We start from the raw sequence: 17,044 nt of genomic DNA on the forward strand, positions 1-17,044 counted from the left end.
CAGCCGATCTGATTTATCGCACGAATCGCCTGGCAAAGTAGTAAGGTAAAAGCAGCAGGAATGGGCGCGAACGGCATTGCGTTCATGCAGCTTGTTGCATGAATGCAGTCTCGCACTGAAACGGCAGGATTCGATATGACGAGCAGTTCCACCGTCAACCTTCTCGACCTCGACGCTCAAGGGCTTGTCGCCTACTGCGACAGCCTGGGCGAGAAGCCGTTTCGCGCCAAGCAATTGCAGCGTTGGATTCACCAGTACAACGCTGCCGACTTCGACGGTATGACCGATCTCGCGAAGTCCTTGCGCGAAAAGCTCAAGGGGCGCGCCGCGATCACGATGCCTGGCATCGTCAGCGACCATATTTCCACCGACGGCACACGCAAGTGGCTGATCGACGTCGGCAACGGCAATGCGGTTGAAACCGTGTACATCCCCGAAGAAACGCGCGGCACGCTGTGTGTGTCGTCGCAGGCGGGGTGTGCGGTCAACTGCCGTTTCTGTTCGACCGGCAAACAGGGTTTCTCCCGCAATCTCACCACCGGCGAAATCATTGGCCAGTTGCGCATGGCCGAGTTCGCGCTGCGCGCGTCGCGTGGCGTGGCCGGCGGCCGTGCCACGGGGGGCGACGGCAAGGGCGAGCGGGTGGTCACGAACGTCGTGATGATGGGCATGGGCGAGCCGCTGCTCAACTACGACGCGGTGGTGCCGGCCATGCGCCTGATGCTCGACGACAACGCGTACGGCCTGTCGCGCCGGCGCGTCACGTTGTCCACCTCGGGTGTCGTGCCGATGATGGACCGGCTTGGCGCCGATCTGCCGGTGGCGCTCGCGGTCTCGTTGCATGCGCCTAGCGATCCGTTGCGCGACATGCTGGTGCCGCTGAACAAGAAGTATCCGTTGCGCGAGCTGATGGCGGCTTGCCAGCGTTATCTGAAAGTCGCGCCGCGCGATTTCATTACGTTCGAATATTGCATGCTCGACGGCGTGAACGACAGCGAAGCGCAAGCGCGCGAACTGCTCGCGGTCACGCGCGACGTGCCGTGCAAGTTCAATCTGATTCCGTTCAATCCGTTCCCGGAATCGGGTCTCGTGCGCTCGAAGCCGGAGCAGATCAAGCGGTTTGCACAAGTGTTGATGGACGCGGGCGTCGTCACCACGGTGCGCAAAACACGCGGCGATGACATCGACGCTGCCTGCGGTCAGCTGGCCGGTGCGGTGCAGGACCGCACGCGCCTTGCTGAGCGCACCGGGAAGGCGGCCAAGGTTATCGAAGTTCGCGCCGTGTAGTCGAGCGGCATGGCAGGCGTCCGCGTTCGCTAAAAAGTTCGGCGAGCGCGCGAAAGTCTTTCATGACGCGGTCGATTGAAAAGAAAGTTTGCAGAAGCGATCGGAAGCGGCACATGAGGCCGCGCATTTTGTTATAAACGGTCTGCGATTCGGGCGCGAGGTTTTAGCCCGTCCGGGTTGCACAAGTGAAAAAGAATCGACGCGAAAGGATTTGGGATGAGTGAGCCGCAGCACCCGCAGCCGCACGACACAGACACAAACGAAAGCCATCCGGCGCCGGTCGCTCGGGTGGTGATGCAGCCTGTTGTCCAGCAGGGCCTGGATTCGTTGGCGGCGGTTGGCGCGCGCTTGACCCAATTGCGTGAATCGAAGGGGTGGTCGATCGAAGACGTGTCGGCCCGTCTGAAAGTATCCGTCGTCAAGCTGCGCGCGCTCGAAGCGGGCGACATCAGCCATTTGCCCGACACGACTTTCGCGCTCGGCGTGGTGCGCAGCTACGCGAAGATGCTCGACGCCGATCCCGCGCCGTTCACGCAGGCGTTGCGCCGCGAGAAGGGTGTGCCGGCGCCGGATCTGTCGATGCCGGCGTCGTCTGGCAAGGACTTGCCGCGCGGCCGCGTGTCGTTGACGCTCGGCGGCAGCGGGCAGAAGAGCCGCTCGTGGCTGTGGGGTATTGCGGCGGTTGTCGTCGCGGTGATCGCTCTCGCCATGTGGCATACCAATGGCGGCGATTCGACCGCGTGGCTTGCACGTCTGAAGGCGAGCGCGAACGGCGCCACAAGTGCCGCAAACGGCGCATCGGGTGCGGTCGCGCAGGGTCCGTCCGCGGCCGCGACGGCGCAAGAGGAAGCGTCGGCGCCGGAAGCGCCGGCAATAGCGGAAAACGCAGCGTCGGCTACGCCGATGCCCGCGCCGCTGGCTACCGGTACAGCGCCGTCGTCGGCACCCGCGGTCACGGCAATGGCGGCTGCGCCGAAGGCCGGCTCGCAGGCTCAGGCCGCTGCTGCGCCAGTCGCTAGCGCGCCGGCCGCTGTGGCGACGGTAGCATCGGCGGCAGCGGCAACGCCCGCCGCGGGTGAGGCGATCGTCGCACTCCGCGTGACGCAAGACAGCTGGTTCAGCGTGCGCGGCAAAGATGGCAAGGAGGTATTCTCCGGCCTCGTGCACGCAGGCGACACCAAGGAAGTGACAGGTGAGGCGCCCTTCAAGATTACGGTCGGCAACAAGGCCGGTCTCGAGTCGCTGACGCTCGACGGCCAGCCGGTCGATCCTGCGAAATATTCGGCAGCGAAGGGCAATGTGGCGCGCTTCGCGTTGCCTTGATAGATACGGTATGCGCCGCGGCCAACCGGTCCGCGGCGCTTTTTCAATTCAGGCGCGACGTTTTTTGTCGCGCGTGCGGCGTAAATGGGTTTTTCGATGCAATCCGAAGCTCAATCCCAATCCAGTAGCAAGATCGTTTCTACCGAGCCGGTGTTCGGCGGGCAGGCTGCGCGGCGCAGGTCGCACGCGGTCGATGTCCGTTGGGGCGGCCAGTTCGTCACCATCGGCGGCGACGCGCCAGTGCGCGTGCAGTCGATGACCAACACGGACACGGCGGACGCAATCGGCACCGCGATCCAGATCAAGGACCTGGCGCAAGCCGGTTCGGAACTGGTGCGCATCACGGTCAACACGCCGGAAGCAGCCGCGGCCGTGCCGGCCGTGCGCGAGCAGCTTGACCGCATGGGCGTGTCGGTGCCGCTGGTCGGCGATTTCCACTACAACGGCCATTTGCTGCTACGCGATTACCCCGCGTGCGCCGAGGCGCTGTCCAAGTACCGGATCAATCCGGGCAACGTCGGCCACGGCGCGAAACGCGACACGCAGTTCGCGCAGATGATCGAAGCCGCAGTGAAGTACGACAAGCCGGTACGTATCGGCGTCAACTGGGGCAGTCTCGATCAGGACCTGCTCGCGAAGATGATGGACGAGAACGCCGCGCGCTCCACGCCGTGGGAAGCGCAAAGCGTGATGTACGAGGCGCTGATCCAGTCGGCGATCGGTTCGGCGGAACGGGCGGTCGAACTCGGCCTCGCGCGCAACAAGATCATTCTGTCGTGCAAGGTCAGCGGCGTGCAGGATCTGATCGCCGTGTACCGCGAACTCGCGCGCCGTTGCGAATTCGCGCTGCATCTCGGTTTGACCGAGGCGGGCATGGGCTCGAAAGGCATCGTCGCGTCGACCGCGGCGTTGTCGGTCCTGCTGCAGGAGGGCATCGGCGACACGATCCGCATCTCGCTCACGCCGGAGCCGGGCGCGCCGCGCACCGGCGAGGTGATCGTCGGCCAGGAAATCCTGCAGACCATGGGTCTGCGCTCGTTCACGCCGATGGTGATCGCATGCCCGGGTTGCGGCCGCACCACCAGCACGCTGTTCCAGGAACTGGCGTCGCAAATCCAGACCTATCTGCGCACGCAGATGCCGGTGTGGCGCGACCAGTATCCCGGCGTCGAGAAGATGCACGTCGCGGTGATGGGCTGCATCGTCAACGGCCCGGGCGAGTCGAAGCAGGCCAACATCGGTATCAGCTTGCCGGGCTCGGGCGAGAACCCCGCCGCGCCGGTGTTCATCGACGGCGAGAAGGTCAAGACGCTGCGCGGCGAGAATATCGCGCAAGAATTCCAGCAAATCGTGAGTGACTACGTCGAGCGCCGCTATGGCCGCGCTGAAGCACTCAACTAAACATCGGCTATCGAAGACAGATGACTGAACAGAAGAAAAAGCTCGAAAAGCTCTCCGGCGTGAAGGGCATGAACGACATCCTTCCGCAGGAAGCCGGGCTCTGGGAATTTTTCGAATCCACCGTCAAGTCGATGCTGCGTTCGTACGGATACCAGAATATCCGTACGCCGATCATCGAGCATACGCAGCTGTTCAAACGCGGCATCGGTGAAGTGACCGACATCGTCGAGAAAGAGATGTACAGCTTCACCGACGCGCTGAACGGTGAAAACCTCACCATGCGCCCCGAAAACACGGCGGCGGTGGTGCGTGCGGTGATCGAGCACAACATGCTGTACGACGGTCCGAAGCGCCTGTGGTACATCGGGCCGATGTTCCGCCACGAGCGTCCGCAGCGCGGCCGTTATCGCCAGTTCCATCAGGTCGGCGTGGAAGCGCTGGGCTTCACGGGCCCGGACGCCGACGCTGAAATCATCATGATGTGCCAGCGGCTCTGGGACGATCTCGGCCTGACCGGGATCAAGCTCGAGATCAATTCGCTGGGCCTCGCCGAAGAGCGCGCGGCGCATCGCGTCGAGCTGATCGCGTACCTGGAAAAGCACATGGACGTGCTCGACGAAGACGCGAAGCGCCGTCTGTACACGAACCCGCTGCGCGTGCTGGATACGAAGAATCCGGCGCTGCAGCAAGTCGCGCAGAACGCACCGAAGCTGATCGATTTTCTCGGCGATGCATCGCGCGCGCACTTCGAAGGGTTGCAGCGCATTCTGAAAGCGAACAACATCCCGTTCACGATCAACCCGCGTCTCGTGCGCGGTCTCGATTACTACAACCTGACCGTGTTCGAGTGGGTGACCGACAAGCTCGGCGCGCAGGGCACCGTCGCGGCGGGCGGCCGTTACGATCCGCTGATCGAGCAGCTCGGCGGCAAGGCGACGGCAGCGTGTGGCTGGGCAATGGGCGTCGAACGGATTCTCGAATTGCTGAAGGAAGAGGGGCTCGTGCCTGAAGCCGAAGGCTGCGACGTGTACGTGGTCCATCAGGGCGATGCGGCGCGCGAGCAGGCCTTCATCATCGCGGAACGTCTGCGCGATACGGGCCTCGACGTGATCCTGCATTGCAGCGCCGACGGTCAGGCGGCCAGCTTCAAATCGCAAATGAAGCGTGCCGACGCGAGCGGCGCAGCATTCGCGGTGGTGCTCGGCGAAGATGAGATCGCCAACGGCACGGTCGGCGTGAAGCCGCTGCGCGATACAAATGCTAACGGCGGTAAAAGCGAGCAACATAACGTGCCCGCTGAAGACTTGACCGAATTTCTAATCAATGCGATGGTTGCAACCGCCGAAGACGGCGACGACTGATCGCGACGTCGTCGAGCCGGTTGGCTCGACACGCACAGGTATCAAGAAAGAGGAAATCGCCGGGCAATGAGTTACCACGACGAACAAGAATCGATTGAAAGTCTGAAGGCATGGTGGACGCAGTGGGGTAATGCAACCACGTGGATCGTGCTGGTGGCATTGGTTGCAGCAGCCGGCTGGAACGGCTGGAATTTCTGGCAGCGGCGCCAGGCGGCGGAAGCCGCTGTGCTGTACGACCAGGTGCAGCAAGCGGTGGCATCGGGCGACAAGGCCAGGATCACGCGCGCCGCCACCGACATGGAAGACAAGTTCAGCCGCACCCCGTACGCGCAGATGAGCGCGCTGGGCGCCGCCAAGGCGCTCTATGCCGCGGGCGACGAAGCTGCCGCGAAGGCCCAGTTGCAATGGACCATCGATCACGCGAAGGACGACGAGTTCAAGCAGATCGCCACGCTGCGCATGGCTTCGCTGCTGCTCGACGACAAGGCTTACGACCAGGGTCTCGCCTTGCTCGCCGAGCCGCAATCCGACGCGTTCAAGGGCATCGTGGCGGACCGCCGCGGCGACCTGCTCGCCGCGCAGGGCAAGCGCGACGATGCACGCACGGCCTACAAGCTCGCGCTCGACTCGCTGTCGAAAAATGACAGCTCGGCACGCCAGTTGATTCAGTTCAAGCTGGACGCGCTGGGTGGCTGATCGCCGCGTGCCGCGCGCCGCATGCAACGACCAACCGGTTTCCTTTAATTAATTTCCTGAATGCTTCGTCCACCGATGAATCTGCTGAAACGTTACGCCGTGCCCGTTATCTGTGCGATGACCGTCCTCACCATGGCGGCTTGCTCATCCACGAAAGACGAGCGCCGTGTGCCGACGCCGCTCACCGAGTTCAAACCCGTGCTCGACGTGCAGCAGGTCTGGACGGCGAGCGTGGGCAAGGCGGGGCGCTACCTGTTCTCGCCGGTCGCGGTGGGCAATGCGGTGTTCGCGGCTGGCGCGAACGGCTCGGTTGCGAAGATCGACGCGCAAACCGGTCAGGACATCTGGCGCGTCAAGCTGCGCGACGACCTGTCGGCGGGTGTCGGCAGCGACGGCACGCTGACGGCGGTCGGCGGGCTGAAGGGCGATGTCTATGTGCTCGGCGCGGATGGCAAGCAGTTGTGGACCGCCAAGGCGCCGGGCGAAATCATTTCGCCGCCGCTGGTCGGCAACGGCCTCGTGGTGGTGCGTACCGTCGACGGTCAGCTGGTCGCGTTCAACGCACAAACCGGCGAGCAGAAGTGGAACTACCGCAACCGCGCGGTGCCGCTCAATCTGCGCGTGTCGTCGGGCATGACGTTCGCCGGCGACGCTGCCGTGCTGGCCGGTTTCCCGGGCGGCTCGTTCGCCGCGATCAACCTGCAAACGGGCGACGCCTACTGGCAGACGCCGGTGTCGTATCCGAAGGGTGTGACGGAAGTGGAGCGCATCAACGACGTGACCGGTCCGCCCACGCTGGTCGGCTCGCAAACCTGCGCGGTGACGTTCCAGGGCCAGATTGGCTGTTTCGACGCGAACTCGGGCCGTGCGCTGTGGCAAACCGCGTTCTCGAGCACGAGCGGTCTAGCGCAGGATGACCGCACCGTGGTGGCGGCGGACGATTGGTCGGTCGTGTCGGCGTTCGATGTGAACACCGGTTCGCGGCTGTGGAAAAACGACCAGCTGAAGAGCCGCGACCTCGGCGTGCCGTTCCTGCTCGGCCGTGCGGCCGTGCTCGGCGACTATCAGGGTTTCGTGCACTTCCTGTCGGCTTCCGACGGTTCGCTGGTCGCCCGTGTGAAGACCGACGGCAGCGCGATTGTCGCGGCGCCCGTGCTGGCCGGCGAAACGCTGGTGGTGCAAACGCGCGACGGCGGCCTGTACGGCTATCGCCCGCGCTGATCGCGCCCGCTGAGCTTCGTCAAGTGCGCGGCCGGCATCGCCGGCCGCGCGCGTTTTTGTTGAACTTGTTTTGAATGTTTGTCGTATCGCAGGACAGTAGAAGCATTGCGCCGGACTGGCTGGTCCGGCAGTCGGATCAGAAACGGCCCACGTGGCCATCGGTGGCTGCTTGCGGCGCCACCTTCGGCGGCATCGCAGACCATCGCCCTCGAACGGGCGTGTGAGCCGTCGAGCAAGAAAGACTGAATCTGGCGGCCCGTTGGCGCCGCCCCATTCAGCCAACTCCCCGTCCGCCCGGATGCGCATATCGACAGCACAGCCGGGGCCGGCCGAATTCGTGATAATTTTCGTCAAACGCTGCCGTGTAGCGGCCGCATGGCGTCGCTACGCGGGCGGTCGATTTCGATCCCGCGTTTCACCGTGAACAACATCTGATGAAACCCGTTATTGCCCTCGTCGGGCGCCCCAATGTGGGGAAATCCACGCTGTTCAACCGTCTCACGCGCTCGCGTGATGCGCTGGTTGCCGACCTGCCCGGTCTCACGCGCGACCGCCACTATGGCGAAGGCCGCACCGGCGAGCGGCCGTATCTGGTCGTCGATACCGGCGGTTTCGAGCCGGTCGCGAAAGACGGCATCCTGCACGAGATGGCGCGTCAAACCCGCCAGGCGGTCGAGGAGTCGGACATCGTCGTGTTCATCGTCGACGGCCGCAATGGTCTTGCGCCACAGGACAAGTCGATCGCCGACTATCTGCGCAAGGTCGGCCGGCCGATCTTCCTCGTCGTCAACAAGGCGGAGGGGATGAAGTACACCACCGTCGCCGCCGATTTCTACGAGCTGGGTCTCGGCGATCCGCGCGCGATTTCGGCCGCGCACGGCGACGGCGTCACCGAAATGATCAACGAGGCGCTCGAAGTCGCGTATGCCGGCCAGCCGGAAGAAAGCGACGAAGAGAAGGCAACGCGCGGCGTGAAGATCGCGATCGTCGGCCGCCCGAACGTCGGCAAGTCGACGCTGATCAATGCCCTGGTCGGCGAAGAGCGCGTGATCGCGTTCGATATGCCGGGCACCACGCGCGATTCGATCTACGTCGACTTCGAGCGTCAGGGCAAGCCGTACACGCTGATCGACACGGCCGGTCTGCGCCGCCGCGGCAAAGTATTCGAAGCGATCGAGAAATTCTCGGTGGTGAAGACGCTGCAATCCATCTCGGATGCGAACGTCGTGATCCTGCTGCTCGACGCGCGCCAGGACATCTCCGAACAGGACGCGCATATCGCGGGCTTCGTCGTGGAGCAGGGGCGCGCGCTGGTGGTGGGCGTGAACAAATGGGATGGTCTCGATCCGCATGTGCGCGAGCGCACCAAAGCCGACCTCGAGCGCAAACTAAAATTTCTCGACTTCGCCAAATTCCATTTCATTTCCGCCGCGGAAAAAACTGGAATTGGTCCGCTGATGCGTTCGGTTGACGACGCCTACACCGCTGCAATGGCGAAGCTGCCGACGCCGAAGCTCACGCGCGCGCTGATCGATGCAGTTGAATTCCAGCAGCCGCGCCGACGCGGTCCGGTGCGTCCGAAGTTGCGTTACGCGCACCAGGGTGGACAGAATCCGCCGATTATCGTGATTCACGGCAACGCACTCGATGCAATCACCGAAACCTATAAGCGCTACCTCGAAAACCGCTTCCGGGAAACTTTCAAGCTGACGGGGACTCCATTGCGAATAGAGTTCCGATCGTCGACGAACCCTTACGCGGACAAAGGCTGAAACCCGCGTGTGTGCTGGGTTTGGGCGTACGGCCCGGGCCCTCGCGCAAAAACGAAAATCGGCTATAGTGTAGCGGTTGACGGCGGATCTCTTTTTCTTCGTCGTCAATTCAGTCAACCTGCAAAAAAATACGGAGTTTGCTATGAGCAACAAAGGGCAATTGTTACAAGACCCGTTTTTGAACGCACTGCGTAAAGAGCATGTGCCGGTGTCGATCTACCTGGTCAACGGCATCAAGCTTCAAGGGAACATCGAATCGTTCGACCAGTACGTCGTGTTGCTCAGGAATACGGTCACCCAGATGGTCTACAAGCACGCAATCTCGACTGTCGTGCCAGCCCGTCCGGTGAATTTCCACCCGGATTCCGAACAGTCCTAACCCCCGTCGCGGCCGGCGTAGCGTCGCCCGTTGGCGATCACTCCCGGCCGCCTCATTTTGATACCCTCCAATTTGATCAATGCAGCGCTTGTCGGCATCGACTTCGGTAAGATCGATTTCGAAGCCAGTCTCGAAGAACTCAGCCTGCTCGCGCAAAGCGCGGGCGCGAATCCCTTAGTCACCCTCACCGGGCGCCGGTCCAGCCCCGACGCGAAGATGTTCGTCGGCAGCGGCAAGGCCGAAGAATTGCGTCTTGCGTGTGAGGCGAACGACATCGAACTCGTCATTTTCAATCACGCTCTGGCACCCGCGCAGCAGCGCAATCTGGAGCAAGCGCTTAATCGGCGCGTGGTCGATCGCACCAGTCTCATTCTCGATATTTTTGCGCAACGCGCCCGCAGCCATGAAGGCAAGCTGCAGGTGGAGCTCGCGCAATTGCAGTATCTGTCGACCCGGCTGATTCGCGCGTGGACCCACCTCGAGCGCCAGAAAGGCGGTATCGGCTTGCGCGGGCCCGGCGAAACGCAGCTCGAAACCGACCGGCGTTTGATCGGCGAGCGCATCAAGGCGCTCAAGACGCGACTCGAAAAATTGCGCCGCCAGCATGGCACGCAGCGCCGGGCGCGCAGCCGCAACCAGACGATGTCGGTGTCGCTGGTCGGCTATACGAACGCGGGCAAGTCCACGCTGTTCAATGCGCTCACCAAAGCCCAGGCGTATGCCGCCGATCAACTGTTCGCGACGCTCGACACTACCTCGCGGCGCGTCTATCTCGGTGACGAAGCGGGGCAGGTGGTCGTGTCCGACACGGTCGGCTTCATCCGCGAGTTGCCTCACCAGCTGGTGGCCGCGTTTCGCGCCACGCTCGAGGAAACCATTCACGCCGATCTGCTGTTGCATGTGGTCGATGCTTCGAGCGCGGTGCGCCTCGATCAGATCGATCAGGTGAACGAGGTATTGCACGCGATCGGCGCGGACACCATCCGCCAGGTGCTGGTGTTCAACAAGATCGACGCGGTGCCGGAGTTGGCGGCCCGTGGCGACGCGGTCGAGCGGGACGAATATGGTAATATTTCGCGCGTCTTTTTGAGCGCGCGCACTGGTCAAGGGCTGGATGCGTTGCGCGCTGCCATCGCTGAAATCGCTACGGCCGAACCGCTTGCCGACACGTTCATCGATCAGTCGGAAGAAGGCCGGCCCGCAGCACCGCGCGACGACCGCAAGGTTCCAGAACTCGGGCACTGACCCGTTCCAATTGCACTGACCCGCTGTCTACTCTGGTGAACGAACACAGGTGAACGAATACAACGAGCGGAGTATCTGGCTGCGCATGCGCGCCTTGCTTTCACTGAACGATCCGCGCTGGGGCCGGGGCGACGGCAATGGCGACCGGCAACGGCCGAATGACCCGAAGCGTCCGGTCAAGGACGGTGAAGGTCCGCCTGATCTCGACGAGATGTGGAGGGATTTCAACCGCCGCCTGAGCCGGATCTTCGGACGCAAGGGTGGCGGTGCGGGCGGCGGCCGTCCGGATAACGGACGTGGCGCGCGCATCGGCGTGGGTATCGTAATTGGCGTGCTGGTCGCGATCTATCTCGGCAGCGGCGTGTTCGTCGTGCAGGATGGCCAGGCCGCCGTTGTGATGCAGTTCGGCAAGTATCGCTACACCGCCGGTCAGGGTGTGCACTGGCGTTTGCCGTATCCGTTCGAAGCACATGAGTTCGTCAATGTCGGCCAGATCCGCCAGGTGGAGATCGGCCGCAACAACGTGGTGCGTCTCGCGAACGTGAAGGACGCATCGATGCTCACGCACGACGGCGACATCGTCGACGTGCGCTTCGCGGTGCAGTACCAGGTGCGCAAGCCCATCGACTATCTGTTCCGCAGCATCGATCCCGATCAGAGCGTGATGCATGCCGCGCAGGCGGCGGTGCGCGGCATTGTCGGCGCGCGCAGCACGAGCGAGATTCTCGATCAGGATCGCGAAACAATGCGTCAGCAGTTGATCGCGGCGATCCAGCAATCCCTCGATCAATACGAGTCCGGCCTTGCCGTGACCGGCGTGACGATCCAGAGCGTGCAGGTACCCGATCAGGTGCAGGCCGCGTTCGACGATGCCGCCAAGGTGCGGCAGGAAAACGAACGCGCGAAGCGCGACGCGCAGGCCTATGTGGCGGACTTGTTGCCGCGTGCGCAAGCCGACGTGGCGCGCCAGATCGAAGACGCGAAAACCTACAGCGAGAAAACCGTCGCCCAGGCGCAAGGGGAGGCCGACCGCTTCAAGCAGGTCTACGCGCAGTACTCGAAAGCGCCTGTGGTGATTCGCACGCGCATGTACATGGAAACCATGCAGCAGATCTACTCGAATACGACCAAGGTTTTCGTCGACAGCAAGAACGGCAACAACGTGCTGTATCTGCCGCTCGACAAGCTGGTCGAACAGAATCGCCAGCGGCTCGCCGACGCCGCTGCCGCTACGCCGGGTGCCGCAGGCGCAGGCGCGCCGCAAGCGGCGAGCGCGGCTGCGCCGTCGGGCGCGTCCGCCGCTGCAGCAGGCCCGGCAGCTTCCGCGCCCGCCGCGGCCGAGACGCCCGCCAGCCAGCCCGCGAGCGGGGCCTCGCTGCGTTCACGCGACGCCTTCCGCAATCGCATGCGCGAAGACGACGTTCAATAAGGAGCGCACAACATGAACAAGATCATTGCGCTCATCGTAGCCATCGTCCTCGTGCTGTTCGCAGCTTCGTCGATGGTGTTCGTCGTCGATCAGCGGCACATGGCCGTGCTGTCGTCGCGTGGCGACACGCCGCCCAACTTGCTCGGCCCTGGGCTGCATGTCAAATTGCCGCCGCCGTTGCAAACGCTTACGCTGGTCGATAACCGCATTCAGTCGCTCGACGCACCGGACGAGGATCGCTACGCCACATCGGATAAAACCGATCTGCTGGTCAACCCGGTCATCAAGTTCCGCGTCACCGACCCGCTCAAGCTGCTCGCCGAAACGAAGGGCGACATCCAGAGCCTGCCGGACCGGCTCGCGCTGCTGTCGCGCAGCGCGCTCGGCGATGCATTCGGTCAGTTCACGCTATCCGATGCACTCGCCAAACAGCAAACCGTCGCGGAACAGGCGCGCGGCGCGATGGACAAGAGCGCGGCTTCGCTCGGCGTGTCGGTGGTGGACGTGCAACTGACGCGCGTCGACTTCCCGGCGGCGATGGCCGATTCGGTCTTCAAGCGGATGATCGCCGCCCGCGAGCGGGTCGCGGCCGACGAGCGTGCAAAGGGCGCGGCCGAGGTCGCGCAGATCAAGGCGGACGCGGTGGCGCAGCAGCAGGCGGTGCTCGCGGACGGCAACGCGCAGGCGCAGACCATCCGCGGCGAGGGCGATGCAAAGGCCGCGGAAATCGCCGCCGAGGCATTCGGCAAAGACCCGCAGTTCTACCAGTTTTACCAAAGCATGCAGGCGTACCGGAAGACCTTCAAGCCGGGCGACCTGATCGTGGTCGACTCGAACAACGAGTTCTTCCGCTTCATGCGTAGTCCGACCGGCGGCGCTGCCCCGGACGCTTCCGCGGCCCCGCGTCAACACTGATAACCGGAACGCCGCGGCATCCGCATCGCGGCGCCTTCATTCGCATGGACATAGTCGGCTCGTTACTGCTCGCGATCGCATTGATGCTGATTATCGAGGGGATGTTCCCCTTCGTTTTTCCGACCGCCTGGCGCGACACGTTCCGTAAAATAGCGGAACGCCCGCCGCATCAGATTCGCGTCGGCGGCTTGGTCGTGATGGTGCTCGGGCTGATCCTGCTGTTTATCGTGACCTGAAAGGGCCACGCCGGCGGCGCGGCAGCGCGCGTGACGCGCTCGCCGTGCCTTCGTGTCGGCGAGGGCGCGGCGCGCAGGCGGTGCCTGCGATAGCCGCCAGAATCGAGCCGCCGCCCGCCATTCAAACACTCACTTACCGGCGCCTTCCCCCGCCGTGTTCAACGCCGTAGGACTGTACCGATGTCGACCTGGTTGCTCCCCGAGAATATTGCCGACGTGCTGCCGTCGGAAGCCCGCAAGATCGAAGAGTTGCGGCGCCATTTGCTGGATCGTTTCCGCTCGTACGGCTACGAGATGGTCATGCCGCCGCTGCTCGAGTACCTCGAATCGTTGCTCACCAGCGGTGGTCACGATCTGAATCTGCGCACCTTCAAGCTCGTCGATCAGATGTCCGGGCGCACGCTCGGTCTGCGCGCCGACATCACGCCGCAGGTCGCGCGGATCGACGCGCACCTGCTGAACCGTCAGGGCGTGACGCGTCTTTGCTACGCCGGCAATGTCGCGCATACGCGGCCGCGCGGTCTGCACGCGACGCGCGAGCAGATTCAGATCGGCGCGGAAATCTACGGTCACGCGGGCCTCGAAGCGGATCTGGAAATCCAGCAACTGATGCTCGACGCACTGCGTCTGGCGGGCCTCGCCAAAGTGCGCCTCGATCTGTGTCATGCAGGCGTGCTCGCGGCGTTGATCGAAGCGGAGCCGGCCGCTGACGAACTCGGCCAGTCGCTGTATGACGCGCTGGCGGGCAAGGACGTGCCGCGCCTCGTCGAACTGACGGCGGGACTCACGCCGGTCATCCGCGACGCGTTGCGCGCGCTGCCCACGCTGTACGGCGACGCGTCGGTGCTCGACGAAGCCCGCGCGCGCCTGCCGAATGCGCCGGCCATCGCCCGCGCCCTCGACGATCTCGCGTTTCTCGCGACTCAGGTGGACGGCGCCGAAGTCATGATCGATCTCGCCGACTTGCGCGGCTACGCGTACCACAGCGGCGTGATGTTCTCCGCGTATGTGGATGGCGTGCCGAATGCGGTGGCGCGCGGCGGCCGTTACGACCACGTCGGCCAGGCTTATGGGCGGGCTCGCGCGGCAACCGGCTTTTCGCTCGATCTGCGCGAAGTGGCGCGGATCTCGCCGATCGAAGCGCGCAGCAGCGCGATTCTCGCGCCGTGGCAGCACGACGACGCGCTGCGCGTGAGCGTCGCCGCATTGCGCGATGCCGGCGAAGTGGTGATCCAGGCGCTGCCCGGTCACGAGCACGATCTGGATGAATTCGCCTTCGACCGCGTGTTGGTCGAGCGCAACGGCGCATGGGTCGTCGAAGCGCGCTCCTGAGCGCGTTCCGTTCGAGTCGCCCGAGGGACTATCCTTAGCGCATGTTGAACGGCGGCGAGCGCGCCGTCGAACCGGGCGCGGTCACGGGGCGCGCCATCTTTTTCCTACCCACCATAACGTGCATACCGTTGAGCGGAAACGGAAAAATTCGGAAGGTTCCGCGAACATAGGTAGAATACGTTTTTAACCAGCTTACGAAACAACATGTCTGCCAGCGCAGTGAATGTGAACCCCGGACGCAACGTCGTCGTCGTGGGGACCCAGTGGGGTGATGAGGGCAAGGGCAAGATCGTCGACTGGCTGACGGACCACGCTCAAGGCGTCGTTCGCTTCCAGGGCGGTCACAATGCCGGTCACACGCTTATCATCGGCGGCAAGAAAACCATCTTGCGTCTGATTCCGTCGGGCATCATGCATCCCGGCGTCGCGTGCTATATCGGCAATGGCGTCGTGTTGTCGCCGGAAGCGCTGTTCAAGGAAATCGGCGAACTCGAAGCCGCAGGCGTCGATGTCCAGAATCGCCTGTTCATTTCCGAAGCCACCACGCTGATCCTGCCGTATCACATCGCCATCGACCAGGGCCGCGAAGCGCGCCGTGGCGCGGGCAAGATCGGCACCACCGGTCGCGGCATCGGCCCGGCTTACGAAGACAAGGTGGCGCGCCGCGGCCTGCGCGTGCAGGACCTGTTCGACCCGGTCACTTTCGCCGAACGTCTGCGCGAAAACCTCGACTATCACAACTTCGTGCTCACGCAATACCTGGGCGTCGCCGCTGTCGACTTCCAGCAAACGCTCGACACGATGTTGAGCTACGCCGACCGTCTGAAGCCGATGGTCACCGACGTGTCGCGCCGTCTGTACGACGCCAACGCCGCCGGCAGCAACCTGCTGTTCGAAGGCGCGCAAGGCACGCTGCTCGACATCGACCACGGCACCTATCCGTTCGTCACGTCGAGCAACTGCGTGGCGGGTGCGGCGACCTCGGGCGCGGGCGTCGGTCCGCAAAAGCTGAACTACATTCTCGGCATTACCAAGGCGTACTGCACGCGCGTCGGTTCGGGCCCGTTCCCGAGCGAACTGTATGACGCGGACAACGCCGCGCGTCAGGAAGCGATCGGCCTGGAACTGGCTACCGTCGGCAAGGAATTCGGCTCGGTCACCGGCCGGCCGCGCCGCACCGGCTGGCTCGACGTTGCCGCGCTGCGCCGCTCGATCCAGATCAACGGCGTGTCGGGTCTGTGCATGACCAAGCTCGACGTGCTCGACGGCCTCGACGAAGTGAAGCTGTGCGTCGGCTACACGGTCGACGGCCAGAATATCGACTTGCTGCCGCGCGGCGCGTCGGAAGTCGCGCGCTGCGAGCCGGTGTACGAAACCTTTGCCGGCTGGAAGGAAAGCACCGTCGGCATCAAGGAGTGGGACAAGCTGCCGGCCAACGCGCGTGCTTATCTGTCGCGCGTGCAGGAAGTTGCAGGCATTCCGATCGACATGGTGTCGACCGGTCCGGATCGCGACGAGACCATCTTGCTGCGTCATCCGTTCAAGGTTTAAGCGATGATTCAAGGTGTACCCATGATCGCGATGAAAGATCCACGCAATGACGACAAGAACCTGTGGGTCGGCTGGGACGAGTATCACCGGCTGATCGAGTTGCTAGCGCTCGGCGTGCACGAATCCGGCTGGAAGTTCGACCAGATTCTGTGCCTCGCGCGCGGCGGGTTGCGCGTGGGCGACCAGCTCTCGCGCATCTACGATCTGCCGCTGGCGATCCTCGCCACCAGTTCATATCGCGAAGCGGCCGGCACGGAGCAGGGTGAACTCGACATCGCGCAATACATTACGATGACGCGCGGCGAGCTGCACGGCAACGTGCTGCTGGTCGACGACCTGGTCGATTCCGGCGTGACGCTGGCGCGGGTTCAGCAGCATCTGAAGGAACGCTATCCGGCGATCACCTCAGTGCGCTCGGCGGTGCTCTGGTACAAGGGCTGCTCAAAGGTGAAGCCTGATTACCACGTACAGTATTTGCCGACCAATCCGTGGATTCATCAGCCGTTCGAGGAGTGGGACACGGTTCGCCCGCACAACCTCGGTGCGTGGATCAAGCGCGGCATCGCGCAGGCGCAGGAGTCGGCGGCGGAGTAATGTGAATGCCCGGCGCTTTGTGCTTCGCGTCGTATGTGTCGCAATGTCCGCAAAACGGAGCCCGGTTGGGCTCCGTTTTTTTTGCGCGTCTTCAGCGGACCGGCCAGACCACGCTGCGCGCGTCGTGTGATACGAATCCAGGCAAGACCGCCGGCACGGCCCTCGGCGCGGCAGACGCGCCCAAATCGCAGTGCTACACTGCGCGGACTATCTACGTGGTGTATCCACAACAAGCCGGGCGGCGCTAGACGGGCAGTTTAGAATAGCGGTCGTTTTTTCCGCTCAGGAAACGGATTTCCTCG

General features: G+C 63.6%; 15 protein-coding genes. All 15 read left to right on the forward strand.

The window, feature by feature from the left end:
• Nucleotides 1–135: 135 nt before the first annotated feature.
• The gene (gene rlmN, locus FVF58_RS01630) at nt 136–1,287 is read left to right on the forward strand and encodes a dual-specificity RNA methyltransferase RlmN (RefSeq protein ID WP_149668198.1); all 1,152 of its coding nucleotides are present in this window, start codon (nt 136–138) and stop codon (nt 1,285–1,287) included.
• Between the two features lie 216 nt (nt 1,288–1,503).
• Complete coding sequence (locus FVF58_RS01635; RefSeq protein WP_149668199.1) at nt 1,504–2,610, forward strand: helix-turn-helix domain-containing protein; 1,107 nt, start codon at nt 1,504–1,506, stop codon at nt 2,608–2,610.
• A gap of 84 nt (nt 2,611–2,694) precedes the next feature.
• Nucleotides 2,695–4,011 (forward strand): flavodoxin-dependent (E)-4-hydroxy-3-methylbut-2-enyl-diphosphate synthase, encoded by a 1,317-nt coding sequence (gene ispG / locus FVF58_RS01640; protein WP_149668200.1) that lies wholly within the window; start codon nt 2,695–2,697, stop codon nt 4,009–4,011.
• A gap of 20 nt (nt 4,012–4,031) precedes the next feature.
• Nucleotides 4,032–5,372, forward strand: coding sequence for a histidine--tRNA ligase (gene hisS / locus FVF58_RS01645; protein WP_149668201.1), 1,341 nt, complete (start codon nt 4,032–4,034; stop codon nt 5,370–5,372).
• A gap of 66 nt (nt 5,373–5,438) precedes the next feature.
• Nucleotides 5,439–6,068 carry a YfgM family protein gene (locus tag FVF58_RS01650; protein WP_149668202.1) on the forward strand — a complete coding sequence of 210 codons (630 nt, stop codon included), beginning with the start codon at nt 5,439–5,441 and terminating at the stop codon, nt 6,066–6,068.
• A 75-nt stretch (nt 6,069–6,143) separates the two neighbouring features.
• Nucleotides 6,144–7,289, forward strand: coding sequence for an outer membrane protein assembly factor BamB (bamB, locus tag FVF58_RS01655; protein WP_149668203.1), 1,146 nt, complete (start codon nt 6,144–6,146; stop codon nt 7,287–7,289).
• Between the two features lie 434 nt (nt 7,290–7,723).
• Nucleotides 7,724–9,061, forward strand: coding sequence for a ribosome biogenesis GTPase Der (der, locus tag FVF58_RS01660; protein ID WP_149668204.1), 1,338 nt, complete (start codon nt 7,724–7,726; stop codon nt 9,059–9,061).
• A gap of 142 nt (nt 9,062–9,203) precedes the next feature.
• Nucleotides 9,204–9,440: an RNA chaperone Hfq gene (hfq, locus tag FVF58_RS01665; protein ID WP_006051315.1), complete on the forward strand. Its 237-nt coding sequence runs from the start codon at nt 9,204–9,206 to the stop codon at nt 9,438–9,440.
• Nucleotides 9,441–9,470: 30 nt separating this feature from the next.
• Nucleotides 9,471–10,685, forward strand: a complete 1,215-nt coding sequence (gene hflX, locus FVF58_RS01670; protein WP_188130682.1) for a GTPase HflX — start codon at nt 9,471–9,473, stop codon at nt 10,683–10,685.
• 49 nt (nt 10,686–10,734) lie between these two features.
• A complete protein-coding gene (gene hflK, locus FVF58_RS01675; RefSeq protein WP_149668206.1) occupies nt 10,735–12,114 on the forward strand; it encodes an FtsH protease activity modulator HflK in 1,380 nt (459 codons plus the stop codon).
• Between the two features lie 12 nt (nt 12,115–12,126).
• Nucleotides 12,127–13,029, forward strand: coding sequence for a protease modulator HflC (gene hflC / locus FVF58_RS01680; protein WP_149668207.1), 903 nt, complete (start codon nt 12,127–12,129; stop codon nt 13,027–13,029).
• 44 nt (nt 13,030–13,073) lie between these two features.
• A complete protein-coding gene (locus tag FVF58_RS01685; protein ID WP_149668208.1) occupies nt 13,074–13,265 on the forward strand; it encodes a DUF2065 domain-containing protein in 192 nt (63 codons plus the stop codon).
• 180 nt (nt 13,266–13,445) lie between these two features.
• A complete protein-coding gene (locus FVF58_RS01690) occupies nt 13,446–14,597 on the forward strand; it encodes an ATP phosphoribosyltransferase regulatory subunit (RefSeq protein ID WP_149668209.1) in 1,152 nt (383 codons plus the stop codon).
• A gap of 204 nt (nt 14,598–14,801) precedes the next feature.
• Nucleotides 14,802–16,148, forward strand: a complete 1,347-nt coding sequence (locus FVF58_RS01700) for an adenylosuccinate synthase (RefSeq protein WP_149668211.1) — start codon at nt 14,802–14,804, stop codon at nt 16,146–16,148.
• A 3-nt stretch (nt 16,149–16,151) separates the two neighbouring features.
• Nucleotides 16,152–16,742 carry a phosphoribosyltransferase gene (locus FVF58_RS01705; protein WP_149668212.1) on the forward strand — a complete coding sequence of 197 codons (591 nt, stop codon included), beginning with the start codon at nt 16,152–16,154 and terminating at the stop codon, nt 16,740–16,742.
• The last annotated feature ends 302 nt before the right edge of the window (nt 16,743–17,044 follow it).

The sequence above is a fragment of the Paraburkholderia panacisoli genome (assembly GCF_008369935.1).
Lineage (GTDB): Bacteria > Pseudomonadota > Gammaproteobacteria > Burkholderiales > Burkholderiaceae > Paraburkholderia > Paraburkholderia panacisoli.